The organism is Cochleicola gelatinilyticus, assembly GCF_001637325.1.
Lineage (GTDB): Bacteria > Bacteroidota > Bacteroidia > Flavobacteriales > Flavobacteriaceae > Cochleicola > Cochleicola gelatinilyticus.
Map to the genome: position 1 here is coordinate 39,834 of NZ_LRXL01000037.1, position 24,069 is coordinate 63,902.

At 37.6% G+C, this 24,069-nt stretch carries 21 protein-coding genes; 6 read left to right on the top strand and 15 right to left on the bottom strand.

All coding sequences use genetic code 11. The features are described 5' to 3' along the window. Positions 1-16 precede the first annotated feature (16 nt). The 15 genes from ULVI_RS07890 to ribD form a co-directional block, all read right to left on the bottom strand. A complete protein-coding gene (locus ULVI_RS07890) occupies positions 17-748 on the bottom strand; it encodes a shikimate dehydrogenase family protein (RefSeq protein ID WP_068591558.1) in 732 nt (243 codons plus the stop codon). Beyond that, a complete protein-coding gene (locus tag ULVI_RS07895) occupies positions 741-1,763 on the bottom strand; it encodes a DUF368 domain-containing protein (protein ID WP_068591559.1) in 1,023 nt (340 codons plus the stop codon). The genes ULVI_RS07890 and ULVI_RS07895 overlap by 8 nt, the downstream gene beginning before the upstream one ends. Positions 1,764-1,890: 127 nt before the next feature. Beyond that, complete coding sequence (locus ULVI_RS07900) at positions 1,891-2,865, bottom strand: DUF368 domain-containing protein (protein WP_068591561.1); 975 nt, start codon at positions 2,863-2,865, stop codon at positions 1,891-1,893. A 34-nt stretch (positions 2,866-2,899) separates the two neighbouring features. After that, entirely contained in the window at positions 2,900-4,303 is a 1,404-nt protein-coding gene (locus tag ULVI_RS07905) for a tetratricopeptide repeat protein (RefSeq protein WP_068591563.1), read from the bottom strand. A gap of 146 nt (positions 4,304-4,449) precedes the next feature. Then, complete coding sequence (locus ULVI_RS07910) at positions 4,450-5,631, bottom strand: aspartate aminotransferase family protein (protein ID WP_068591565.1); 1,182 nt, start codon at positions 5,629-5,631, stop codon at positions 4,450-4,452. Between the two features lie 39 nt (positions 5,632-5,670). After that, a complete protein-coding gene (locus ULVI_RS07915; protein WP_241780966.1) occupies positions 5,671-7,446 on the bottom strand; it encodes an OstA-like protein in 1,776 nt (591 codons plus the stop codon). Between the two features lie 50 nt (positions 7,447-7,496). Then, entirely contained in the window at positions 7,497-8,768 is a 1,272-nt protein-coding gene (locus tag ULVI_RS07920; RefSeq protein WP_068591567.1) for an adenylosuccinate synthase, read from the bottom strand. 3 nt (positions 8,769-8,771) lie between these two features. After that, the gene (locus tag ULVI_RS07925; protein ID WP_068591568.1) at positions 8,772-9,227 is read right to left on the bottom strand and encodes a Fur family transcriptional regulator; all 456 of its coding nucleotides are present in this window, start codon (positions 9,225-9,227) and stop codon (positions 8,772-8,774) included. 22 nt (positions 9,228-9,249) lie between these two features. Then, positions 9,250-11,454, bottom strand: coding sequence for a RelA/SpoT family protein (locus ULVI_RS07930; RefSeq protein WP_068591569.1), 2,205 nt, complete (start codon positions 11,452-11,454; stop codon positions 9,250-9,252). A gap of 278 nt (positions 11,455-11,732) precedes the next feature. Further along, positions 11,733-13,481: a mechanosensitive ion channel family protein gene (locus ULVI_RS07935; RefSeq protein WP_068591571.1), complete on the bottom strand. Its 1,749-nt coding sequence runs from the start codon at positions 13,479-13,481 to the stop codon at positions 11,733-11,735. Between the two features lie 37 nt (positions 13,482-13,518). Then, a complete protein-coding gene (locus ULVI_RS07940) occupies positions 13,519-14,751 on the bottom strand; it encodes a M48 family metallopeptidase (protein ID WP_068591573.1) in 1,233 nt (410 codons plus the stop codon). A gap of 34 nt (positions 14,752-14,785) precedes the next feature. Beyond that, on the bottom strand, positions 14,786-15,592 hold the full coding sequence (locus ULVI_RS07945; RefSeq protein WP_068591575.1) for a TrmH family RNA methyltransferase: 807 nt from the start codon (positions 15,590-15,592) through the stop codon (positions 14,786-14,788). A 283-nt stretch (positions 15,593-15,875) separates the two neighbouring features. Next, positions 15,876-16,520, bottom strand: coding sequence for an IMPACT family protein (locus ULVI_RS07950; RefSeq protein WP_068591577.1), 645 nt, complete (start codon positions 16,518-16,520; stop codon positions 15,876-15,878). Beyond that, positions 16,520-17,392: a DMT family transporter gene (locus ULVI_RS07955; RefSeq protein ID WP_068591579.1), complete on the bottom strand. Its 873-nt coding sequence runs from the start codon at positions 17,390-17,392 to the stop codon at positions 16,520-16,522. The genes ULVI_RS07950 and ULVI_RS07955 overlap by 1 nt, the downstream gene beginning before the upstream one ends. After that, positions 17,389-18,441: a bifunctional diaminohydroxyphosphoribosylaminopyrimidine deaminase/5-amino-6-(5-phosphoribosylamino)uracil reductase RibD gene (gene ribD / locus ULVI_RS07960; protein ID WP_157632590.1), complete on the bottom strand. Its 1,053-nt coding sequence runs from the start codon at positions 18,439-18,441 to the stop codon at positions 17,389-17,391. The genes ULVI_RS07955 and ribD overlap by 4 nt, the downstream gene beginning before the upstream one ends. 27 nt (positions 18,442-18,468) lie before the next feature. Here ribD and ULVI_RS07965 point away from each other — a divergent pair, with 27 nt between their 5' ends. The 6 genes from ULVI_RS07965 (at position 18,469) to dapA (ending at position 23,985) form a co-directional block, all read left to right on the top strand. Continuing rightward, positions 18,469-18,954 (top strand): GNAT family N-acetyltransferase, encoded by a 486-nt coding sequence (locus ULVI_RS07965; RefSeq protein WP_068591583.1) that lies wholly within the window; start codon positions 18,469-18,471, stop codon positions 18,952-18,954. Between the two features lie 6 nt (positions 18,955-18,960). Further along, on the top strand, positions 18,961-19,815 hold the full coding sequence (gene prmC, locus ULVI_RS07970; protein WP_068591585.1) for a peptide chain release factor N(5)-glutamine methyltransferase: 855 nt from the start codon (positions 18,961-18,963) through the stop codon (positions 19,813-19,815). Continuing rightward, a complete protein-coding gene (locus ULVI_RS07975; RefSeq protein WP_068591587.1) occupies positions 19,808-20,398 on the top strand; it encodes an LOG family protein in 591 nt (196 codons plus the stop codon). The genes prmC and ULVI_RS07975 overlap by 8 nt, the downstream gene beginning before the upstream one ends. A gap of 108 nt (positions 20,399-20,506) precedes the next feature. Further along, positions 20,507-22,501 carry an NAD-dependent DNA ligase LigA gene (gene ligA / locus ULVI_RS07980; RefSeq protein ID WP_068591589.1) on the top strand — a complete coding sequence of 665 codons (1,995 nt, stop codon included), beginning with the start codon at positions 20,507-20,509 and terminating at the stop codon, positions 22,499-22,501. Positions 22,502-22,559: 58 nt separating this feature from the next. After that, positions 22,560-23,078 (top strand): DUF6913 domain-containing protein, encoded by a 519-nt coding sequence (locus tag ULVI_RS07985; RefSeq protein WP_068591592.1) that lies wholly within the window; start codon positions 22,560-22,562, stop codon positions 23,076-23,078. A gap of 31 nt (positions 23,079-23,109) precedes the next feature. Beyond that, positions 23,110-23,985 carry a 4-hydroxy-tetrahydrodipicolinate synthase gene (gene dapA / locus ULVI_RS07990; protein ID WP_068591594.1) on the top strand — a complete coding sequence of 292 codons (876 nt, stop codon included), beginning with the start codon at positions 23,110-23,112 and terminating at the stop codon, positions 23,983-23,985. Positions 23,986-24,069 lie beyond the last annotated feature (84 nt).

The window sequence follows — 24,069 nt, forward strand, 5'->3', positions numbered from 1 at the left end:
GTTTTTTCGGTAAAAATTAAGAATTCCAGATCTTCCACGATCTTTTGGCTTGAAATTCCAGCATTTTAAGTCCGTTGGTAACTCTAGCCCCTTTGGCAAATCCTCTTTTAAGGAATTCGGTTTCTCTAGGATTATAAATAAGGTCGAAGAGTAAATGATTTTCAGTAATAAAGTGATAAGGAATGTCTGGGAAGTCTTGAATGTTAGGGAACGTTCCTAATGGAGTACAATTTATTACAAGGCAGTGTTTATGCATTATTTCACGAGTTAACTCCTTATACGTGTAATTGTTTGGTGTTTTTGTGCGCGAAACAAATTTATAATCGAATTCAAGCGTCTTTAATACGTAAGCTACCGCTTTAGAGGCACCTCCGGTACCCAAAATGAGGGCTGTTTTTTTATGTAAAGGAAAAAACATGGCAAGGGCTTTTGCAAAACCATAATGGTCTGTATTGTAGCCTGTAAGTTTTTTATTGCGCGAAATTTTTATTGTATTTACAGCCCCTATTTTTTCCGCCTCTTTTTCTACGTTGTCGAGTAGCGGAAGAACAAGTTCTTTGTAGGGTATCGTTACATTAAGTCCTTTAAGATTCTCTTCTTTTAAAACGATATCTTGCAATAAGTCTATATTTTCAAGATCAAAGTTGTGGTAGCTGTCTTTTCTTTTTTCATTTTCAAATTTTATACTAAAAAAAGTCTTTGAAAATGAATAGGATATGTTTTTGCCAATTAATCCGTATTTAGCCATTTGAGTTATTTCTTGCTTTTTGGTACCAATCTAAACTCAGTACGATAATAATTCCTACGAAAATAAAGAAAATGGCCAAAATCGTGTCGAGCGAAAATTCTGATGGAAAGTAACGGTCATACCCCTTAATGATCTCTCTTCCATTGGCATCGTATTGTAAATTACCTAGCGCATCGAGCTCTACTATTTTTTCTTTCCAAGGCCATACTACTCCTAAAGAACCCGCTATAAAACCGATAATTACTGCATAGGTTGCTTTTTTATATCTTTTTAACACATAGGCCAATAAATGAGATAACGATACAAGTCCCGTTAAAGACCCTAATGAAAATACGACCAGCACTTTTAAAAGCTGTAGCCGTTCAGTATTTTCCATAAACGCTAAATCTCCTTGTAAAAGATCGGCTACTGTGTCATACAAAGCGTTTACTGAGTCGACCAGTAATAGCACATAATTTCCTAATAAAATAAGTATGAACGAGCCTGAAAGCCCTGGAAGTGTCATCCCTGAAACACCAATAATTCCACATGCAAAAACGAAAATTAGATTGGTGTTTTCTTTAGCAGGTTCTAAAAAGCTAATGCTTACTCCAGCTATAATACCGCAGAGCAAATAGGCAACATATTTACGGGACCATTCGCCAAAATCTTTTGTAATAAAATAAATCGAACCAATAATCAAACCGAAGAATCCCGCCCAAACATACAATTCGAAATTTACAATAAGGTAATCTAAAATTTTAGAAACACTAAAGTAACTTATAATCATTCCTAGAATTAGGAGTCCTAAAAAAGAACCATTAATGTATCTGTAAAAACTTTTAAATCGACCGTTTATTAATAAGGCAAATGCTTTCCTGTTTACTTTTTGAAGGGAATATATAAATTCTTCGTAGAACCCTGCTACAAAAGCAACGAGACCACCCGAAACTCCCGGCACTTTATTAGCAGCGCCCATGCCAAGTCCTTTTAAAACAAGCCAGATCTTATCGTTAAAAGAACGATTTTCCTGCATTCGGTTTTGTGGTAATATTTTGGTTAGTGATTCCTGTTACTTAAGTCGCATAAAGCTATTATAAATTTAGGGAACAAATAGTTGAGACTATGTTAAAAGCAGTAAAAACAACTTTGAGAAGCTTTATTTAGAGTGTTTCTTTCTTTTTTGCAATTCGTTCTAGGATAAAAATACTTAAAAACCCAAGACTCATAAAGAGAATAGCCAAGCCTATTTGTGCTTCATCGGGATAGTTTCCGGGCAACACACTTTTTTCTAAAAATGGAATTTCCTCTCCATTGTGATTCACTCGAAATTCTAAAACTTCCTTCCAAGGCCATATTTTATTAAGAGCTCCTATCATAAACCCTGTAAGCACTGCAAGAATAATATTTTTGTGATGCTTAAACATCCAATTTAAAATACCCGAAAAAGACTTTAAACCCACAATAGCTCCTATTCCAAATACACACAACTTTAAAAATGCTCCAGAAAATAAATCCCAGTTCATTTTTGAAACTCCATCCCCTAATTGAGATAAGGTTCCTATAACAGCTTCATAAGCCCCTAAAAGTAACAGAATAAAAGCTCCTGAAATTCCAGGGAGAATCATAGCAATAATCGCTACAAAACCAGCTAAAAATAAAAACCAGGTACTGTCGGGAGTACCAATAGGTTTTGCAAGTGTGATGGCGTATGCAATGGCCGCTGCAATTATAATTGAAACGATTACTTTAAAATTCCAGGAAGTAATTTGTTTTCCAACGTAAAGAATACTTGCTATAACCAATCCAAAGAAAAAAGACCACACTAAAATAGGATGCTCGGTTAACAGAAACGTAATAATTTTTGCTAATGAAAGGATACTTATAGCAACTCCCAAAAATAAAGCAACTAGAAAAGAAAGGTTGTACTGCTTCCAAGCTTTTTTAAATCCATCTTTTTTCCAAAGACTAAAAAAGCCTAGATCGAAGTTGTGAATGGTTTCAATAAGCTCTTCGTAAATACCAGAAATAAATGCGATGGTTCCACCAGATACACCTGGCACTACATCGGCAGCACCCATGGCAAGCCCTTTAGCGGTAATTAGTAAATACTGTAAAAACGAGCGAGATTCAGGCATAGGATTAAATTTCTAAGCCTCAAAAATACATAAATTATAAGGATGCTTTTTTGAAACTTGCTATAATTTCCTGTACCGGTTTCATCGTATAAACGGTTGGGAATAGTTCTTCTAAAACCATTACAAAATCGAATTCAATTTTTAATCCGTTTCTTAAGTGAAAACGTCCCTTTGTAGCTTCATTTAAAAAGTAATAAATTCCAGCTAAACGAAATTCAATTTCTGCACATTCCGGGTAAAATTCGGCCGACTGATTTAAATTATTGATAGCCGCTTCAAATTCCCCTAGTTTTATAAGAATATCACATCGTGTGAGCCAAGTTTCTAACTCGTAATTACCCAGTTCTAAAGTTCTTCGGAAGCCGTGCTCTGCCTCTTCAAACAGATTTAGGCGGTTGTTGATCTTTGCATACCGTTTCCAGTACAACACATTTTCACTGTCTATATTTATCGCTTTGTCAATAAAATATAACGCCTTTTGGTAATCTTTGCCTCTAAAATAAAAATCGGTAATTGCGATCCACCCTTTATCAAGAAGCGAATCTTCTTCAACACATTTGGTATAGAATTGAAGCGCCAACTCTTTATTTCCTAACTTTTCATGACATTTTCCAATACGCAACAATGCAAACGAAGTAGGATCGTCTAACCCTAACGTAATGGTATAGCTCTCAATTGCTTCATTATACCGTTTCATTTTTTCGAGTACTTTCCCTTTTTCAAGGTAGGCACCTATAAAACTATCGTCGCTAATAATAGCAAAGTCGTATGCGGCCAATGCTTTTTTATACTCTTTTAAAGCAAAGTATTGCTTTCCAACTTGATGCCACGCGACTTCACAATAAGGATTTTTATTTAAAAAATCATTTAAATATTCAATCGCTTCCTCATGTTGTTCTAAATATTCAAAACAGTAAATAATATTGTACAATGCCGAATAATCCATCTCGTCATCTTCCAGGCATTTTATAAAGTAATACTTAGCATTTTCAAAATCTTCAAGGAAAAGATACTCCATTCCTATAAGAGAAAACACATCGGTCACATCGTCGGTGATTTTTAGAGCCATTTCTAGCAACTGAATCGCCTTTTTATGTTCGTCACGACGGGATAAGATATTCGCTTTCTGAATATAGATTTCCTCATTAGATTGCTCTAATACATATAAGGTATCTAGCAATTCATCTGCCGTGTCTAGTTCATTTTCGAAAATATGCATCTCCACCTGAAACAACTTTAAGTTGGTCGATGAAGGATGTTGCTCCAATCCCAGTTTTACTGCCTTTTTCGCAAGGGCGATTTTTCCACTTTCTAAGTAATGATGAATGATATTTTCGAACTCTTCAGAGTCAAAAAATAGCACATTATTCGTCTTTAACATGGATTCAAATCGGGAAAGGGAGAAATTGTTGTTGTGCTCGTTCGGGCTTAATTGCATACGATGCTTTTTAACTGTTTCTTCTTAATTAAAGATACTAATGTAAACCGAAGTTCAATAAATATGCCGCTATTGTTGTTAACAGGCTTATTAACACGATTTTTGGTCTTTATTTTACTGAATTGAAGGCGTTTAGTAAGATGCTATTAACAGGAAATGCTATCGAGTATTTTTGTCAAGATGGCACAACCTTCTTTTATTTCTTCTTCAGAAATGGTTAGTGGGGGAGTAATTCGAATGGCGCGAGGCTCAAACAAAAGCCAAAACAGTATCAAACCGTGATCTTTACATTTTAAAATTACTTCGGAAGCTATTTCGGCAGTTTCAACCATGGCTGCTAACATGAGCCCTTTGCCGCGGATTTCTTTTATAAGAGGGTGTTTTAATTCATTTCTGAAGATTTTTTCTTTCCGAAGCGTTTCAGAAATCAAATCTGTTTCAATTAATTCTTGTAATGTTGCGAGCGCTGCTGAAGCTATCACGGGATTTCCGCCAAAGGTGGTAATGTGTCCCAACTTCGGATTCTCTTTCAGTAATGCCATGTGCGCTTCCGAAGCTGTAAAAGCACCAATGGGGAGTCCGCCACCCATTCCTTTACCCATTACAAGAATATCGGGGACGATTCCGAAGTGCTGAAATCCGAATAATTTTCCAGTCCGACCAAAACCCGGTTGAATCTCATCTAAGATCAAGAGAGTACCAGTTTCATCGCAACGTTCTCTAACTTTTTTTAAATAGTCATTTTTCGGAAGAATAAATCCTGCCCCGCCTTGAATGGTTTCCATCACCACGGCAGCAGTAGCGGATGTAATCTTTTTAAGATCATCTACAGCATTAAACGTGATTTCATGACAGTCGGGCAGCAACGGTTCGAAGGCTTTTTTTCGTTCTTCATAGCCCATAAGACTTAAAGAACCCATCGTATTGCCGTGATAGGCATGATGCATATATAACAATTCGGTTCTTCCGGTTGCGCGTCGTGCCAGTTTCATTGCGCCTTCGATGGCTTCTGTACCACTATTCACTAAATAGGTAGTTTCTAAAGGGCTTGGGAGTTGCTCTGCTAATAATTTAGTAAGCGCTATAGCGGGCGATTGAATGTATTCGCCATAGACCATGACATGCATGTATTTTTCAACTTGTGCTTGTATAGCTTTCACGACTCTCGGATGACTATGTCCTAATGTACACGCGGAAACACCAGCGACGAAATCGAGATGTTTGTTTCCATTCGTGTCGTAAATATAACTTCCTGTAGCGTGTGAAACTTCCATCGCTAAGGGATGTGGTGTGGTTTGCGTCTGGTATTTTAGAAAGTCTTTTTTCATGCAGCGTACCGTTTAAGCGGGAATTAATTTTCGAAGTAATTATTTATTTTCTTCGGAATTATCTTCCAGAATGCTGTCGTTTTTAATCTTGCCTTCTTGCTGTTCTTCCGATTGTCGGGTACGTTGTTTGGGATCGTCTTCCCGGTTCTGAAGATCTTCCGGTTTTAGTTTAGATTCGGGGGGTAAATCAAGTTCCTCCTCATCCATTTCTTCAAAAAATTCTCCTTCGTCTTCAGGTAGTGGAATGCCGTTGATTTTTGGAAGTACAGGGCGTGGTTTCCCCTTAAAAAGGTCTTCTACTGTAAGCAATCGTTCTTCTCCGCGCCAATTAAAACCAGGGAGAATTCGGGCGTTTTCTGGAAATTGAGATGGCGGATATACTTTTCCTTTGGCTTGTTTTATAAAACGAATACCGCGTACTTGTTGGTCTTCCAAATACATCTGAATATTACTGGAGGTAGTGTTGTTAATACCTACCAGCTTTTGTTCTTCATCTCTGGAAAAGAAAATGACCTGTGCATTTTTATTAATGTTCACAGTGTCAAGTTCATTATTGTGAAACAAACCGATAAGTCGTTCACCCGAAGTTTGATTGTAGCCGGTTCCCAAAGTATCTTTCTGAGCTAAAAAAGCATTATTAAAAACTTTTAGAGTATCGAGTTTTTCTGTGACGGTGTTCGATAATAAATGAATGGTGTCGCCAGTCATTTGATTGTCACCAGTCCATAATACAGGATTTCGTAGTAATTTTGTAATTCCTGATTTCTGATCGACAAAGATCGAGTCACATTTTCCGCTGGTAGGCTGCTCATTACCTAATCCTCTTTTAAACAAACGTGCTCGATAAAATCCTTTTATAATTCTGTTCTCCGGTTTTCCTGTCACTTGAAGGGTGTCGGCATGTACATAAATTGAATCGTTGTCGCGTAGAGTTATAGCGACTGCACGTTTAGTAATAAATACAGAATCTTTGGCGCGAAAAACTTCTGCATAATGCCCTCGTATGATGCTTTTGTTTACAGTATCTAAGACTTTAATATTGTTTGTAGCGGAAGCAAAACTTTTTTCCTGATCGAAATAAATACTATCTCCGTACAAAATTCTGTTTTCGTAGTCCACTCTTGAATTTTTTACGAAATGTCCAGTTTTCTTGCGAGTATCATAATAGCCGCGATCACAATACACGGTGCTATTATCAGATTCTATAGTTGAAGCACCGTATAAGTATGCGCCTCCCGTTTCAGAATAAAAATCTAATTGTGGAGAATTTACGATATAATCTGGATTGGTAATGACAACATTAGAAAGAAACTGATACTTCTTGTCTTTTGCGTAATATCTTCCAATACGACTTGTAAGTGTGCTCGCGGTATCGATGACAGTTCCGCCAGTTCGGTAGAATGCTTGTTGTTTAATTCGGTCGAAGTAAAGAGTATCTGTTTTTAGTGTAGTTTTGGGTTCTTTCATCACCACATCTCCACTTGCAAAGGCAAATTGTGTATTCCCATTATACTCAGCGTATTTACTGCGCATATTAATGGTATCGGCTTGCGTAATGCGAACACTTCCGTAGGCTTTTACAAAATTTTCCTTAAGATAAACATAAGCTTGATCGCACCACATCTCGATGCCTTCGTGAACAATATAGACCTGTCCCGCTTCATCTTTGGTGTAAATAATGGCATCAGGAAATTCAGGTTTTTTTTCTAAATATCCTGATTTAATATCTACTTTCTGTTTTTCCTGTGGAGTTTGTGCAACTGCAAGGCTTCCGAAGAAAAACAGAATTAAAAATATGTAGTTAGGAATCTTCAATAAAATGAATTTATACATACGATAACGACCACTACAACAAAAACGTATGCTTACCGATGAATGGTCTGTTTTCTATCGGGACCTACTGAAACGATTTTAATAGGCACTTCCAGTTCTTTTTCAAGAAAATCGATGTACGCATTTAAAGCCTTTGGAAACTGCGAAACTTCTGTCATTTCCGTAAGGTCTTCTTTCCATCCTTCCATTTCAGTATAGATTGGCGTCACATTTTCAGCTTCAATGTTATAGGGTAGGTGATTTATTTGTTCCCCTTTATAATTGTATGCAGTACATACTTTTAATTTTGGGAAGCCGCTTAAAACATCGCCTTTCATCATCATTAACTGCGTAACTCCATTTACTTGTACAGCGTATTTTAACGCTACCAAGTCTAACCAGCCACAACGTCTTGGACGTCCTGTAACTGCACCAAATTCATTTCCGATCTTCGCCATTTTTAAGCCGGTTTCATCGAAAAGTTCGGTAGGGAAGGGGCCACTTCCAACGCGTGTTGTATAGGCTTTAAATATCCCAAATACTTCGTTAACTTTATTAGGTGCTACTCCTAAACCTGTGCAGGCTCCTGCAGCTGTAGTATTGGAAGAGGTTACAAAAGGATAGGTTCCAAAGTCGATGTCTAATAAAGACCCTTGAGCTCCTTCAGCTAAAATGGTTTTTCCATTTTTTTGGGCTTGATGTAAGTACTCTTCGCTATCTATAAATGTAAGTCTTTTTAGTGTTTCGACCGCCGCGAAGAATTCTGCTTCTAAATCGGCTAGATCGTATTGTACATCTACATTGTAGAAATCGATCATTGCTTCATGCTTGTTTGCTAAAGCACGGTATTTGTCCTGCCAGTTTTCCAGTTCAAGATCTCCTATACGAATTCCGTTTCTTCCAGTTTTGTCCATATATGTTGGTCCAATTCCTTTTAAAGTGGAACCAATTTTCGCCTTTCCTTTTGATGCTTCACTAGCCGCATCTAATAAACGATGGGTTGGGAGAATGATATGTGCCTTACGTGAAATAATAAGGTTTTTCTTATAATCTAAATTGTATTTATCGAGTCCCTCTAATTCTTTAACGAAAACCACTGGGTCGATAACGACACCATTACCAATTACATTTATGGATTCTTCATGAAAAATACCTGAAGGAATGGTGCGCAATACATGTTTAATTCCATCAAATTCGAGGGTGTGACCAGCATTAGGTCCTCCTTGAAAACGTGCAATTATATTGTAATTGCTGGTAAGTACATCAACAATTTTTCCTTTTCCTTCATCGCCCCACTGGAGCCCGAGTAGTAAGTCTACTGCCATAATTTATTTAGTATTGGTAGATTTTTTATTTCCGTAGAAATAGAGTGAGTGGTTGGTGATTTCTATATCGAAAACTTCTTCGATAGTTTTTTTAATGGATTGAATTCTAGGATCACAGAATTCGATTACTTCTCCGTCGGAGAGAATTACGTGGTCGTGCTGTTTATCGAAGTATGATTTTTCATAATGTGCTTGATTTTGCCCGAATTGATGTTTTCGAACAAGCCCACACTCCAATAATAATTCGATTGTATTGTAAAGGGTAGCACGGCTTACACGATAGTTTTTATTTTTCATATTGATGTATAGCGACTCAATATCGAAATGAACTTCTTGATCGTATATTTCTTGAAGTATTGCGTAGCGTTCGGGAGTTTTACGGTGTCCTTTTTGTTCTAAGAAACCCGTAAACACATTCTTTACAATAGCTTGATTATTTGTATCTGTCTTCGTACTCATATAGCGTTGCAAAGTTACTCATTTATACTCGTGTAACTTTATCAATTCCATTTATTTTTTTAATGTTTTGAACAAGATTGTCTAAAATGTTCTTATTTTTTACGACTACCGTAATTCTACCAGAGAAAACCCCGTCATTACTGTCGAAATGAACACTTTTCATGTCGATGTGTAAATTGCTAGAAATCTCTTTAGTAAGTTCGTTTACCAATCCAACAGAATCGATACCCGTAAGGATTAACTCCGACTTAAATTCTCGTTGTGTAGAATCAATCCATTTTGCTGGAAGCACCCGATAGCTCATGTTCCCTCGTAATTGAACCGCATTCGGACAATTTTTTTTGTGCACTTTAATGCCTTCATTTACGGTTGTAAATCCGAACACATCATCTCCTGGAATCGGATTGCAACAATTGGCCATTTTATAATCTAACTTTTGCTCGTCTTTTCCGAAAACAATTTGGTCGTATTTCTCGGTGATTTCATCTTTGTGGATGTCTTCGGGAGTATCGGGTTTCCGAATTCTGTTTTTAAAGAAACTTACAAAAGCGTTACTTCTGGAGTTGGCAAAATCTTTTAATTTCTGATTATCAATAATGCCAGCACCAACACGGTAAAAAAGATCGAGACTCGTTTTTACTTTAAAATAAATCACCAGTTGATTGATCGTTTTTTCGTCTAATGTGATTTTTAACGATTTTAATTTTCTAGCAAGGATAACTTTCCCTTCTTCGGCTAAGGTTTTCTTTTCATCTTTTAATGAAGATTTTATCTTAGACCGTGCACGGCCAGTAGTTGCATAATCTAGCCAGTTGGCAGATGGCTTTGATTTTTCGGACGTAATTACCTCTACTTGATCACCACTTTTAAGTTCATAACTTAGTGGAACTAATTTTCCATTTACTTTGGTTCCCCTAGTGTGTGAACCTATTTCTGTATGGACATGGAAAGCAAAATCTAAAGCAGAAGAACCTTTTGGTAACGAATACAGATCTCCTTTAGGAGAGAATACAAATATTTCTTTAGCGTAAAGATTTAGTTTAAATTCTTCAACAAAATCTATTGCGTTTATATCTTGGTTTTCGAGTGTTTCTTGTAATTTATTTAACCAGTCGTCTAAACCTCCATCTTCTTTTTCGTTGTTTTTATATTTGTAGTGAGCAGCATAGCCTTTTTCGGCTATTTCATTCATTCGCTGGCTTCTAATTTGCACTTCAACCCATCGTCCTTTTGGTCCCATTACAGTAATGTGTAATGCTTCATATCCTGTTGATTTAGGAGAAGAAATCCAATCTCGCAATCGAATTGGGTTGGGGCGAAAATGATCTGTTACGATTGAATATATTTTCCAAGCAACAAATTTTTCATTTTCCGGATCACTTTTATAGATAATTCGAACCGCAAATTTATCATAGACCTCATCGAAACTTACGTTTTGAGCAAGCATCTTTCTTCGAATTGAAAAAATGGATTTTGGACGGCCTTTAATCTGGTAGTCTAAATTTTCAGCGTTTAAAGAGTCTTGAATGGTTTTCGAAAATGCCTCGATATAGGCATCCTGATCCTCTTTACTTTCTTTTATTTTACTGAGAATATCGTCGTATACTTCAGGTTCTGTATATTTTAATCCGAGATCTTCGAGGTCAGATTTTATATTATAAAGACCGATACGATGTGCCATCGGAGCATAAATATAAAGGGTTTCTGAAGCTATCTTTACTTGTTTATGAGCCGGCATAGAGTCCATCGTTTGCATATTGTGCAATCGATCGGCAATTTTAATTATAATTACACGAATATCTTCATTAAGCGTTAAGAGCATTTTTCGGAAGTTCTCCGCTTGAAGAGAAACGTCTTTATCGTAAGGCATGTTCGAAATCTTCGTCAATCCATCTACGATACGAGCCACAGTTTCTCCAAACATTCGTTCGATATCATCTAATGTGTAAGAGGTGTCTTCTACTACATCGTGTAATAAAGCGGCAGCAATAGAAGTGGCGTCTAAGCCAATTTCTGAAGCTACTATTTTTGCTACAGCTATGGGGTGAAAAATGTATGCTTCACCACTTTTGCGCCGTTGATCTTTGTGGGCATCAACAGCAATATCGAATGCACTTCTAATTAGCTTCTTGTCTTCCGTAGAAAGCATTCGGTAGCTAATTTTAAGTAATTCTTTATATTCTTTGGCGAGTTGTTTTTTCTCTTTTTCTAATACTTCCTCTGTCATACATTAAATGTACGCTAATAGGTTAAAACAGCCAAGTGTTATTTCTAGATTCTTAATCTTAAAATAAAACTTTATTCTATTTCAGGGGATTATAAATTAACAGTTCATTAACATCAAAAAAAGAGTTGTAATTGCTATTAATGATTTAAAATTTCTGTTCTATTATTCATCAAAAAAATAGCATATCTATTTATTGTAAATAATTAGAAGGCAGTAAATTATAAGATTTTTAACAATAAATAGTGTAGCAGTGGTTAGCTTATATAAAAACCTTTTCACTAAGAAGCATTTGTCTGTGAAACGTCAATACGTTCTCTCGTAAGGTAGATGCCTTCTTCCAATTCACAAATATAGGCCACTAATTCTTCCCTTAATTTGCAATGAAGATTCCAAGAGGTGTTTGCGTCTTTAGCGCTACACAAGGCACGGAGTTTTATAGATTTGTCTGTAGTATCTACCACTTGAAGAATGGGCGGGTTTTCTTCATCCCATTCGTCTGCATTTTTTAATAATTCCTCGAATTTGGTTCTTATTTTTGGAACATCAATTCTGTAATCAGCGTGAATAATTATTGGGCGTATTTGGTGAGAACTTGTCATCGACCAGTTTTCAAAAATATTGGAAATGACCCATCGTAGGGGTACTACTAATCTGCGAAGGTCCCACGTTCGTATCACCATATAAGTAAAACCAATTTCTTCTACATTCCCCCAATCGTCGTTAATAATCACCGTGTCTCCAATTCGTACGGGTTTGGTAAGTGCAATTTGTAATCCTGCAAAAATATTTCCAAGGGTATTTTGTGCTGCAATACCTAAGATCACTGTTGCAACCCCTGCCGATGCTAGAATCGAAATCCCGAATTTTTCAAGCGATCGAAATTGAGAAATTATCACGTACCCTCCAATAATAAAAATAAGAAAGGTTACAATGCGTTTTGCAACCGAAATGTAGGTCAGCATTTTTCGTGCTTCTTCATTTTCTTCTTCAGAAATATCGCCTACTTTGTTTTCGGCAATGTAAGTCATTAGATAATCTACAAGGCGTGTTACAAACCAAGTGATTGCAATAATCATGAGTATGATAAGCCCTGTATATACAATGGAGGCAAATCCACCAGACAGCGAAATTAAATAGTTTAGTAATATATAGAATAGAAAGCTTCCAAAGAGAATACCTGCCGGTTTCGCTAGTTTATCGGCAATGCTTTTAATCCATATTTTTTCCGATCGTCGAAACAGCTTTTGTGAAACACGAACCACTCCTATTCCAAATAAATAAGAGATAATAAATAAAAGTATCGTGCCTGCAAATTTCCAGACTGGAAATCCAAGAAATTCAAATCGCGCCCACTCCGGCATCATGGTATCTAACTTTCTTGGTCCGTAAGCTTCGTACAAAGGTTCAATGTTTTCAACCGTATTTGCGGAAATAAGCCACAATGCTCCATAATCTTTATACCGTACCCTTTGCACTCGTAAAACGATATCGCGTTCATCAAGACCTACCTCTCCAAAGACCACACTGCGTCTAGGTTTTCCGGCAATGGCCTTGTTGGTAGAGGTGCTCATGTCGATCTGACCATCGGGTCTGTCTGAGAGTCCATCCCAGTTTATAGATACTCGCTGGTCGATCACAAAATATAATTTTTCTGCTAGGGTAATGGCTTGTTCTTTGGTGAGGTCCGTAGGTAATAAATTAAGATTTAGTGCATGCATGGCGTCTTCATAACGACCATTACGCGCACTCATAACAAAATGTTCAAGGGCTGCCTGCGGTGTCCTCAAGTTAAATTTGGTGGGAGGTAACCCTATTTGATCGTTGAGTCTATTAACCAGATAATACGCTTCGTTATAATCTCCAAAGGGATTGGAGCCGTAGAGGGCATCTTCTTTTACAACAAATTCTTTAGAAGGAAGTTCCTTTCCTTTTTTCTGTGTAGAGTCTGTTTCTGTCTGTGCTGAAAGAGGTGTTGTAGTAGTTACTACTGAAAACAATAAAAGTAAGAGGATAGCGAACGATTTCATAGTTTTCAAAATAGGTAATTTTTAAAGAATGTCCTTATTATTTCTGAAGATTCTGAAACCGTTGTAGCAGCGTAGGATGCGAATAATGCACTGTAACAAAAGCAGGGTGCGGCGTGAGATTACTTAAACTGTTTTTTGAAAGCTTCATAAGGGCGGTAATAAGTGGTTTTCCAGCATAGGTTTCTTGCGCATAATTATCGGCTTGATATTCAAACGTTCGAGAGAGGTAATTCATAAAAAGTCCTGTAATTTCAGAAATGGGACTGTATAAAACACCAAAAGCAATAAGACCAATATGAAAGGAAGGTTCTGAAACGTGCAAGGCTTCAGAAAGAATTGGATTGCCAACAAGTAGGGAGAGAATCCAAAGAGTAATTCCAATGTTACCAATAGATAGCAATAAGTTTACGATAATATGATTTTTTTTATAATGCCCTACTTCATGAGCCAACACAGCAACTATTTCTTCTTCTTCAAGGTCGTTAATGAGGGTGTCGTATAAAGTGATTCGTTTTTCGCTTCCGAAGCCTGAAAAATAAGCATTCGCCTTGGTGCTGCGTTTAGAGCCATCGATCACAAAAATCTTGTCTAGAGTAAAGCCCACTTTTTCTGAATACGCTTCAATTTTAGTACGTAACGTTCCTGCTTCTAAAGGGGTTTGTTTATTGAATAAAGGAACAATTAAACGAGCGTAAAATAAATTCAGAAAAACAACAAAAACGGTGATCATTCCCCAAGCATACAGCCAAAAATTAGATCCTGCCGTTTCATAAAACCAAATTAATGCGGTCATGAGAATACTGCCTAAAAGTGCCATCATTCCCCAACCCTTCAGTTTGTCTACAATGAAGGTCTGAAGATTTGTTTTGTTAAATCCGTATTTTTCTTCGATCACAAAAGTACGGTAGTAGCTAAATGGCAAGGTAAGCACATCACTGGCAAAGAGAATAATTCCGAAGAAAATTAAAGCAACCACAACAGCGTTCTCTGAAATAGATCGTGCCACACTGTCTACATAGGCAAAACCGTCGAAAAAGAAAAAGGCAAGCGTTGCACCAATAGATACACTAGAAGTAAGTAAGCTAAAGCGGTAGGTTTCTTTTTTATACCGTTGCGATTTTTGGTATTCGGCAGTAGCGTAGACTTCATTTAAGGATTCGGGAATGGGATCGTCGAAATGGCGTGCATTTAAAAAATCGAGGAGGGTGTCAATCACAAAATTGAGAACAAGCAGCCCGATAATGAGGTAAAAAACTTGATTTGGAGTCATACGGTTGGGTATTATACTTGTTATGCGGCTTTATTTACAAAAAATTGCGTTGTCGTTTGGCTTCAAAAATAAGGATTCCAGCTGCCACCGAAACATTCATTGAGTCTACCTTTCCGAGCATGGGGATAATGATATTCTGATCGCTGTTTTCGAGCCATTCCGTAGAAAGTCCAGTAGCTTCTGTACCCATGACAATCGCTGTTGACTTTTCGAAATCACAGGTATGATACGCAACCGATGCCTGTAACGCGGCACAATATATCGTAATTTTTTGCGCTTTTAAAAATGCAATAATTTCTGAAGTAGTTCCCGTCGCAACAGTGTTTGTAAATAAACACCCCACGCTACTTCGAATCACATTGGGGTTGTACAAATCGGTTTTCATATTTGCGATAAGAACGGCATCTACATTTGCCGCATCTGCAGTACGAAGTATCGCTCCAATATTCCCTGGTTTTTCAGGGGCTTCTGCTACCAATAGTAACGGATTTTTATTTGAAAACTCTAGGGAAGATAGCGCTTGTTCTTTCGACTGGACTATAGCAATAACGCCTTCGGTGGATTTCCGATAGGCGATCTTCTCATATACTACTTTAGTAATTTCGATAGCTTCTAAAGCTGTTGTAACTTTTGCTTGTACTTTAGAAAGTTGCGCTTCGGAAATTATCTCTGAACAAAAGAACAGCGTTTTTAATAAATAACCTCCTTCAAGAGCTAGCTCAATTTCCTGTTGTCCTTCTAAAACAAATACGCCGCTTTTTTTTCGCTCTCGGGATTTCTCCTGAAGCTGCATCACGTGTTTTATCAATGGATTCTGAAGGCTGGAAATGTGTTTGTGCATGTTGCAAAGGTAAAAGAAGTTTTTGAGAGGTACATCGTGCGGAAGTAGCATTAAATTATTAGCATTGAAAATAATGCAGCCACTTTTTTTACCTCCTTATAGAGGAAGAGTAGACTCGCAACAATAATTTTAAGAAGACCTCTTTTTTTGAAGGGAAGGTGTTAGAAAAAAGATTTTAATAGAAGGTGTGTTTATATTTTATACTGTGTCAATTTTTTAAAATAAGTTTTTAATTGCCATTAACATAGCTAATTTACAGCACGTCAACTTTTCATTTCGTATTTTATTCCTGATTCTGCGCTCTTTCCTCGTCATCTGCCTCTCTTTTTACATTCACCTTATACGTTGTATTAAAAATTTTAAAAATACGATCGGCGTCTTTTTTTCGAACTGAAAGAATGATTTCACAATTCAATTCCATTGTTTGTGATGTAATGTTGAGGCTTTCATCTTTAATAATACGCATTACCGTATTCATCTCGGGGTATTCAAATTTTAAAATCAATTCTTCATCAATGGTTCGTTGCACTATTTTTGAACTTTCTAATGCTATTTGTGCAGTGGCTTTGTAAGCTTGAATTAACCCGCCAACGCCTAATTTTGTTCCACCAAAATACCGTACCACCACGACCAGAATGTTAGTAACATCAAAAGATTGTAATTGACCGTAGATTGGCATTCCAGCACTGTTAGAGGGTTCTCCGTCATCATTAGCCCGATAGCTGTCGTAAGATTTCCCCAACTGCCAAGCATAACAAAAGTGGCGTGCTGTATGATGCGTTTTCTTTAAAGCTTCAAGATGTTCTTTTATCTCATCTTCGTTGGTCGCCGGAAATGCATATCCAAAAAACTTACTTCCGCGGTCTTTAAAAAGTACTTCCGAAGAAGGTTTTACGATAGTTTTATACGTGTCTCTTTCTTTCTCCATTACCATGTTCCTAAAGCTACTAAAAAAATGCTCACTACAGCTAATACAATGCCTAGCCAGTTTTTTGGAAGTAATTTTTCCTTAAAAAAAAGAATTCCTACAAACGTTGAGATCATAACGATAGCAACATTGTTTACGGTAAAAATACCCGAACTGTCTAGAAGATCGCTCCGTAATGCTTTAACGATAAAATAGATTGAAAAGTAATTTGGGATACCAAGGGCTATTCCACCAATAACATTTTTAAACTCAAATTTAAACTTTCCCTGTATTGCTTGAGTAATTAGCACTAGAATTCCAATAAATGCAGCAGCAGAAAAGATGGTAGCAGAAAATAGAGGAACGTCTTGCTCTGCGACAAAAGCATCTTCCAAAAATTTAATGCTTGTGTCTATAATTCCACTTCCTAAAAATACCAATAGCGGAAAAATTAGATTCTTCTTTTTAATAGCGATTCCATCTTTCGTTTTAATTGAAGCAAGATAAACAGCAACCAATGCGAGTAAAATTCCTGCACTTTTTAATATCCCTAAACTTTCTTTGTAATAAAGCAGTCCAAAAACGATGGGGATCCCAACGCTCATTTTTGTTGCTACAGATACTACCGAAAGTCCACTTCGTTGGGTAGTTATTGCCATTAAATTAAAAACAATTATAAATAATGCTCCTAAAACAAGAGTATAATAAAACCAAGGGTAGGTGGGAATTTTCGAGATGGTTATGGGTTCCGAATAAAAAAAGAGCCCACAGAGACAGGCGGCAAAATAATTTATTATAATCGCTTGCATCGTGTTCACTCCGTACTTACTAAAAAGTTTAAAGATCACAAAGATCAAGGTAGAAGCGAAAACGCTAAGAATAAGAGCCGTCAATTCGTTTGGTTTTTATAATAGGTTAAAAGATCATCTTTTAAAATGGTTTCTGAAACGAGTTCTTCTGAAAGTAATGGTGCGCTAATTCCAGTTTTAAATTGAGTTGCTCCGGTAAAGACAAAAGCTTCATCCCAAAGATTTTCATCGATGAACGTCTGAAGCATTTTAGCTCCACCTTCTATTAAAATAGATTGAATGTTGTGCTTATAAGCAATAGCGCAAATTTGTTTCGCTAATGTTTCTGAAAACACGATAGTTTCGAACGTAATATTTTGTACTGCTTCTCTTTTTTGCTCCGTAATTATGAGGGTTGGTGCGTTGCTATCATAGATTGCCGCATCTTTTGGGATTTTTAATGTTCGATCTAAAATAACTCGAATAGGAGAGGTTCCGTGCCAATCCCGGGTAGTTAAAGATGGGTTGTCCTGCAATACCGTCTGTGTTCCCACAAGGATGGCTTGCTCCATTGCCCGCATTTTATGGGCATGTTGGCGTGAAAATCTATTGGTGATCCAAAAAGGTTCTTTTGCAATGCCCCTATTTTTAGATAAAGGTGCGATAAAATGATCTTTTGTTTCCGCCCATTTTAAAGTAATAAAAGGACGTTTTTGTGTGTGGAAGGTATAAAACCGTTTGTTTACAGCTTCGCATGCTTCGGCTAATACTCCTACAATGACATCACAACCTGCTTCGATAAGTTTTTTAATACCGTTCCCGGCCACCTTCGGATTGGGATCGGTGCCGCCAATCACCACTTTTTTAATACCACTCGCGATAATAAGGTCGGCACAGGGAGGGGTTTTTCCGAAGTGACTGCAGGGTTCTAGGGTAACGTACAAAGTGGCCTCCAATAATAGACTCGTATTAGACAGATTTTTAATTGCATTTACCTCGGCATGAGGACCTCCATAAGCACTGGTAAATCCTTCCGAAATAATTTGTCCATTGTGAACCAACAAGGCACCTACCGACGGATTAGGCATTGCTTCTGGTAAGCCGTTTTTCGCCAGTTGTATGCAACGCAACATATATTTTTCGTGTATCTTCACGACGTAAAAATACAAGTTCTAAAGGAGATGAACGAGCCAATAATACGTCCGATTCAAAAAAAAGATAATCCTCATATAGCAAGGGTGATACGAAGTGTTTTAATCGATTTGGGTGTTCCAAAGGTGGGAACTGCCTACGAAGACGCTGCACTCGATTGTATGTTCGAAACATACCAGTCTAACCGTATGGCCTATTTTGTAGTAGAAGAAAATGGAGAGCTTATTGGTGGTGCTGGCGTAGCTCCTTTAGCGAATTATGAAGGAAATGTTTGTGAACTTCAAAAAATGTATTATTTACCACAAGCTCGGGGAAGAGGCATTGGGAGTGCCATGATGCAAAACTGTTTAGCGAAAGCAAAAGAGTTTCAGTTTGAAAAATGCTATTTGGAAACCATGCCATACATGAAGGCAGCCCAAAAATTATACGAACGAAGCGGATTTAGTTATATCGATGGTGCGTTGGGAAATACTGGACATTATTCGTGCCCCGTGCACATGCTTAAAGATTTATAAGTAGCCATGACATTAAGTGAACTTAGAACCCAGTTTTTTGAAAGTTTAAAAGACGTGTATCCTTCAGAAGAAACACAGGCGTTCTTTTATGAACTCACGGGACATTACCTTCAGTTGCGTCGCATCGATGTGGCACTAAAGCCCAAACAGGAAATTTCAACAGAGGTTTCTAATTTGTTTTCTGAAGCTATTTCAAAACTAAAGCGACATCAGCCAATTCAATATATCACAGGGATTACAGAATTCTTCGGATTGCCATTTGGTGTAAATGAACATACGCTCATCCCACGACCTGAAACTGAAGAATTGGTTGAATGGATCCTTAAAGATCTTCAACAGCAGCCTTTACAGCATGGAATTCTAGACATCGGAACAGGATCGGGATGTATTGCAATTTCTTTGGCGAAACACCTTCCAAAAGTCCCTATAACTGCGTTAGATATTTCGCAAGAAGCTTTGCAAATAGCAACTAAAAATGCTGTAAGGAACACTGTGGAAATCGATTTCCTCAAACATGATATTCTTTCTAAAACACCACTTCCAAAAACGTACGATATCATTGTTTCCAATCCGCCCTATGTTCGTGAGTTGGAAAAAAAAGCCATGCATCACAATGTTTTAGACTACGAGCCTGGGACTGCATTGTTCGTTTCAGATTCCGACCCACTATTATTTTATCGAAAGATTGCTCAAGTCGCTAAAAGCCATTTAAGCCCTAAAGGAATTCTGTATTTCGAGATTAATGAGTATCTTGGTAAAGAGATGAAAACCTTACTGGAAACGGAAGGTTTTTCAGAAATACAACTAAAAAAAGATCTCTTCGGAAAAGATCGAATGCTAAAATGTCGCTGGTATGAATGATTTAAAAAATATTTGTGTTTTCTGCGGAAGCAGCGATGGAAATGACAGTGCTATTACGGAAGCTGCTGAAACTTTGGGAAAACGATTCGCAGAACAACACATTCAATTGGTATACGGTGCTGCGAAGATAGGAGTTATGGGCACGCTGGCAAAAACAGTACTCGATAATAAAGGAAAAGTACTTGGTATTATACCCGATTTTTTAAAGAAAAAAGAAGTAGTTCACTTGGGTTTAACAGAGCTTGTTACAACACAGAACATGCATGAGCGTAAATTAAAAATGCAAGAACTAAGTGATGGATTTATAGCACTTCCTGGAGGCTTCGGCACGTTAGAAGAATTATTTGAAATTATTACGTGGCTTCAGTTAGGGTTGCACAACAAACCAATTGGGCTTCTTAATGTAAATGGGTTTTTCGATGATCTTCTTAAAATGCTTGAAACGATGGTTCGTAAAGGATTTGTCTCTATGGAGAACTATAATTTATTACTTGTTTCAAATTCGGTCGATATTCTGCTTCAGAAAATGGAAGACTTTAAACCGCCGCAACTTCCAAAATGGCTCAGTGAAGAAAGAACCTAAAAGAGCGTTAAGATCTAGAGTCTTACTTTTCTAAATGAATTCTCTGAAAGTCTATTAAATCCTTATTCATTTTAAAAGAAGCGCAAGATAAAATTTTATCTTTGTGGTATGACTACGGAAGAAAAAATCACACAACTTCGCAATGCTCTCCGGGAGCATAATTACAATTATTACGTATTGGACAACCCCACGATATCCGATTACGATTTCGATATTCAACTGAAGGAGCTCCAAGCCCTTGAAGCTGCACACCCCGAATTATACGACCCCAATTCACCTACCTTGCGAGTAGGAGGTGAGGTGACAAAAAATTTTGAAACCGTTCCGCATACCTATAGAATGTATTCACTGGATAATTCGTATTCGAAAGAAGATCTTTTAGATTGGGAAAAACGCATTCAAAAAATGATCGATGGGCCCGTGTCGTATGTGTGCGAATTAAAATACGACGGCGCTTCCATGAGTCTCACCTATGAGAAAGGAAGTTTGGTGAGAGCAGTAACACGTGGCGACGGCTTTCAAGGAGATAATGTAACAGCGAATGTAAAAACCATCCCGTCGGTACCACTACAATTAAAAGGGGATTATCCCGATTTTTTTGAAATTCGTGGTGAGATCGTTCTCCCCTTTGAAGGTTTTGTGAAAATGAACGCCGAACGTGTGGAAGCAGGAGAAGAGCCGTATCGAAATCCTCGTAATACCGCGTCTGGGAGTTTAAAACTTCAAGATAGTAGTGAAGTGGCAAAACGACCTTTAGAGTGTTTGTTATATAGTTTAAAAGGAGAAAATCTTCCGTTTAAAACACAATTTGAAGGTCTTGAGAAAGCACATACATGGGGGTTTAAAGTACCTCAAGTGGCAAAGCTTGCAACATCGATCGATGAGGTGTTGGAGTTTGTAAATTATTGGGACGTTCATCGTCACGATTTGCCATACGAAACCGATGGCGTGGTAATTAAAGTGAATAACCTGCATCAACAAGACGAATTGGGCTACACCTCGAAAGCGCCGCGATGGGCAATGGCGTATAAATTTAAAGCAGAACAGGTCGCTACCGTTTTAGAACATATTAGTTATCAGGTAGGTCGAACAGGAGCGATTACTCCCGTGGCAAATTTAGTGCCTGTGGAGCTGGCGGGCACAATTGTAAAAAGAGCATCACTGCACAATGCAGATCAAATCGCTAAATTGGATATTCGGGAAGGTGACACTGTTTTTGTTGAAAAAGGAGGGGAAATTATCCCAAAGATCATCGGGGTAGATTTTACGCAAAGAGATCCCAATACCGAGCCAACAATCTATAGAACCACTTGTCCGGAGTGTGATACACCGTTGGCACGTGAAGAAGGCGATGCAAAACATTACTGTCCGAATACCGAAGGATGCCCTCCACAGATCATAGGAAGGATTCAGCATTATATTTCAAGAAAGGCGATGGATATTGAAGGGCTTGGAGGGGAAACCGTTGCACTGTTGGTCACCAACGGACTTATAAATAACTATGCCGATCTTTATGAACTAACTGCAGATCAGATCATTCCTTTAGAGCGAATGGCTCAAAAAAGTGCTGAAAACTTAGTGGCAGGAGTAGCAGCTTCGAAAGAAATTCCGTTTGAGCGTGTGTTGTTTGCTTTGGGAATTCGGTATGTGGGAGAAACCGTCGCAAAGAAACTGGCAAAACACTTTAAAACAGTTGCTGCACTTGCAGCAGCTTCAGAAGAGACGTTGATTTTGGTGGATGAGATAGGGGAGCGAATTGCACAAAGTGTGGTGGCATTTTTTGCTTCCGAAGAAAATAAAAAAGTCGTCGAACGCTTAAAAAGGTATGGAGTTCAGTTGGAGATTTCAGCAGAGAAATTGGCAAATCAAACCGATACCTTAGGAGGAAATACCTTTGTGGTTTCAGGAGTTTTTGAAAAAGTATCGAGAACCGAATTAAAGAAACTTATAGAGAATAACGGAGGGAAAGTTTCTGGATCTATCTCGGGGAAAACCGGATACCTAGTTGCAGGAGCGAATATGGGGCCGAGCAAAAGAACCAAAGCAGAATCGTTGGGAATTCCGATTATTTCGGAAGCAGAGTTCCTTGAAATGATTTCGTAATCTTGCCTTCGAATATCTCACGAAAATTGTATTTTTACATGCGATACGAGTCACCAATATGTTTAGAAAAATAAAGCTGAGATCGCTTCGGAAAGTAACCGATCGTTATTTAAAATCACGGGATACATCTCAGCGTAATGCACGTGTTAAGACTATTGGTTTTTTAGTGAATGAAGCCGATTTCCAGAATTTTGAAGCTTTGTATGAGATTTGGAATGAGCTAGGCATTCAAAGAAAAGATGTGAAAGTTTTTACGTTTATCGAAGTGAAAAAGAAACTACCGTCAATGCGTCAAAATCAACTTAATAATAAGGATGTAAATTGGCGCGGAGATATTAAAAACCAAAACGCAACCGAATTTTTAAAAACACCCTTCGATGTTTTGGTAGGATATTATAAAGGAGCTAATGAATATCTAGACATGATGGTAGCACAGAGTCAGGCAGGATTTAAAGTAGGAGTTGCCGGAAGTGACGAACGTTTGTTCGATTTATTGATCGATGTCGCTGTTTCGGAACCAAAAAAAATTAGAACAGAGATTGCCAAGTATCTTCGAATTTTAAAAAAGATTGAGTAATATAAAACTTCCGTAGTAAACGGATTGAACCATGAAAGAATTAAGAGGCACTGGAGTAGCACTAATCACCCCATTTAAAGCAGATTTTTCTGTAGATGTTGCAGCATTAAGAAAGGTGGTGAACTTTAACATTGAGAACGGAATAAATTACTTGGTTGTATTAGGTACAACAGCAGAAAGTGCTACCCTTTCAAAAAAAGAAAAGCAGCTCGTAATCGATACTATTATTTCTGAAAACAAAGGAAGACTTCCTTTAGTATTAGGTATTGGTGGGAATAACACACAGGCCGTGATTGAAGAAATGCAAGAACGCGATCTTTCTGAATTTACAGCAATTCTTTCAGTTTCTCCATTTTACAACAAACCTACCCAAGAAGGAATTTACCAACATTTTGCTGCTATATCGAAAGCGGCTCCAAAACCTATTATTTTATACAATGTGCCTGGAAGAACTGCCTCTAATGTGCTTCCTGAAACTGTATTTCGATTGGCAAACGATTTTAAAAATATTGTTGGAGTAAAGGAAGCTGCTGGAGATATCGTACAAGCCATGCGCATGATTGATGGAACACCTGATGATTTTTTAGTGATTTCTGGAGATGATATGATTACTTTGCCAATGGTATTAGCTGGGGGTGCTGGCGTGATTTCGGTGATTGCACAGGGATTTCCTAGTGAATTTTCTAAAATGGTTCAATTAGGACTCGACCACGAGGTGAACAAGGCATACGCTATTCATTATAAAATAGCCCCTTCTATCGATTATATTTTTGCCGAAGGGAACCCTGCAGGAATTAAAGCGGTTTTTAAAGAAAAGCAGTTGTGTGACGATACAGTACGTCTTCCATTGGTTGGTGTTAGTGATCAACTTCGACTGAAGCTACGTTCATTTGTAGCGGAATTTTAATTTTACGCATACTTCTTTGTGTTAAAGTTTTCAGAAACAGCTATGAATAGTGCTTTGGTGGACAATAAACATGTGCGGTAATAA

What these genes read in the sequence shown, in the direction of transcription:
- ULVI_RS07890 (WP_068591558.1), bottom strand. Translation starts at nt 748, where the DNA reads ATGGCTAAATACGGATTAATTGGCAAAAACATATCCTATTCATTTTCA.
- ULVI_RS07895 (WP_068591559.1), bottom strand. Translation starts at nt 1,763, where the DNA reads ATGCAGGAAAATCGTTCTTTTAACGATAAGATCTGGCTTGTTTTAAAA.
- ULVI_RS07900 (WP_068591561.1), bottom strand. Translation starts at nt 2,865, where the DNA reads ATGCCTGAATCTCGCTCGTTTTTACAGTATTTACTAATTACCGCTAAA.
- ULVI_RS07905 (WP_068591563.1), bottom strand. Translation starts at nt 4,303, where the DNA reads ATGCAATTAAGCCCGAACGAGCACAACAACAATTTCTCCCTTTCCCGA.
- ULVI_RS07910 (WP_068591565.1), bottom strand. Translation starts at nt 5,631, where the DNA reads ATGAAAAAAGACTTTCTAAAATACCAGACGCAAACCACACCACATCCC.
- ULVI_RS07920 (WP_068591567.1), bottom strand. Translation starts at nt 8,768, where the DNA reads ATGGCAGTAGACTTACTACTCGGGCTCCAGTGGGGCGATGAAGGAAAA.
- ULVI_RS07925 (WP_068591568.1), bottom strand. Translation starts at nt 9,227, where the DNA reads ATGAGTACGAAGACAGATACAAATAATCAAGCTATTGTAAAGAATGTG.
- ULVI_RS07930 (WP_068591569.1), bottom strand. Translation starts at nt 11,454, where the DNA reads ATGACAGAGGAAGTATTAGAAAAAGAGAAAAAACAACTCGCCAAAGAA.
- ULVI_RS07935 (WP_068591571.1), bottom strand. Translation starts at nt 13,481, where the DNA reads ATGAAATCGTTCGCTATCCTCTTACTTTTATTGTTTTCAGTAGTAACT.
- ULVI_RS07940 (WP_068591573.1), bottom strand. Translation starts at nt 14,751, where the DNA reads ATGACTCCAAATCAAGTTTTTTACCTCATTATCGGGCTGCTTGTTCTC.
- ULVI_RS07945 (WP_068591575.1), bottom strand. Translation starts at nt 15,592, where the DNA reads ATGCACAAACACATTTCCAGCCTTCAGAATCCATTGATAAAACACGTG.
- ULVI_RS07950 (WP_068591577.1), bottom strand. Translation starts at nt 16,520, where the DNA reads ATGGAGAAAGAAAGAGACACGTATAAAACTATCGTAAAACCTTCTTCG.
- ULVI_RS07965 (WP_068591583.1), top strand. Translation starts at nt 18,469, where the DNA reads ATGAACGAGCCAATAATACGTCCGATTCAAAAAAAAGATAATCCTCAT.
- prmC (WP_068591585.1), top strand. Translation starts at nt 18,961, where the DNA reads ATGACATTAAGTGAACTTAGAACCCAGTTTTTTGAAAGTTTAAAAGAC.
- ULVI_RS07975 (WP_068591587.1), top strand. Translation starts at nt 19,808, where the DNA reads ATGAATGATTTAAAAAATATTTGTGTTTTCTGCGGAAGCAGCGATGGA.
- ligA (WP_068591589.1), top strand. Translation starts at nt 20,507, where the DNA reads ATGACTACGGAAGAAAAAATCACACAACTTCGCAATGCTCTCCGGGAG.
- ULVI_RS07985 (WP_068591592.1), top strand. Translation starts at nt 22,560, where the DNA reads ATGTTTAGAAAAATAAAGCTGAGATCGCTTCGGAAAGTAACCGATCGT.
- dapA (WP_068591594.1), top strand. Translation starts at nt 23,110, where the DNA reads ATGAAAGAATTAAGAGGCACTGGAGTAGCACTAATCACCCCATTTAAA.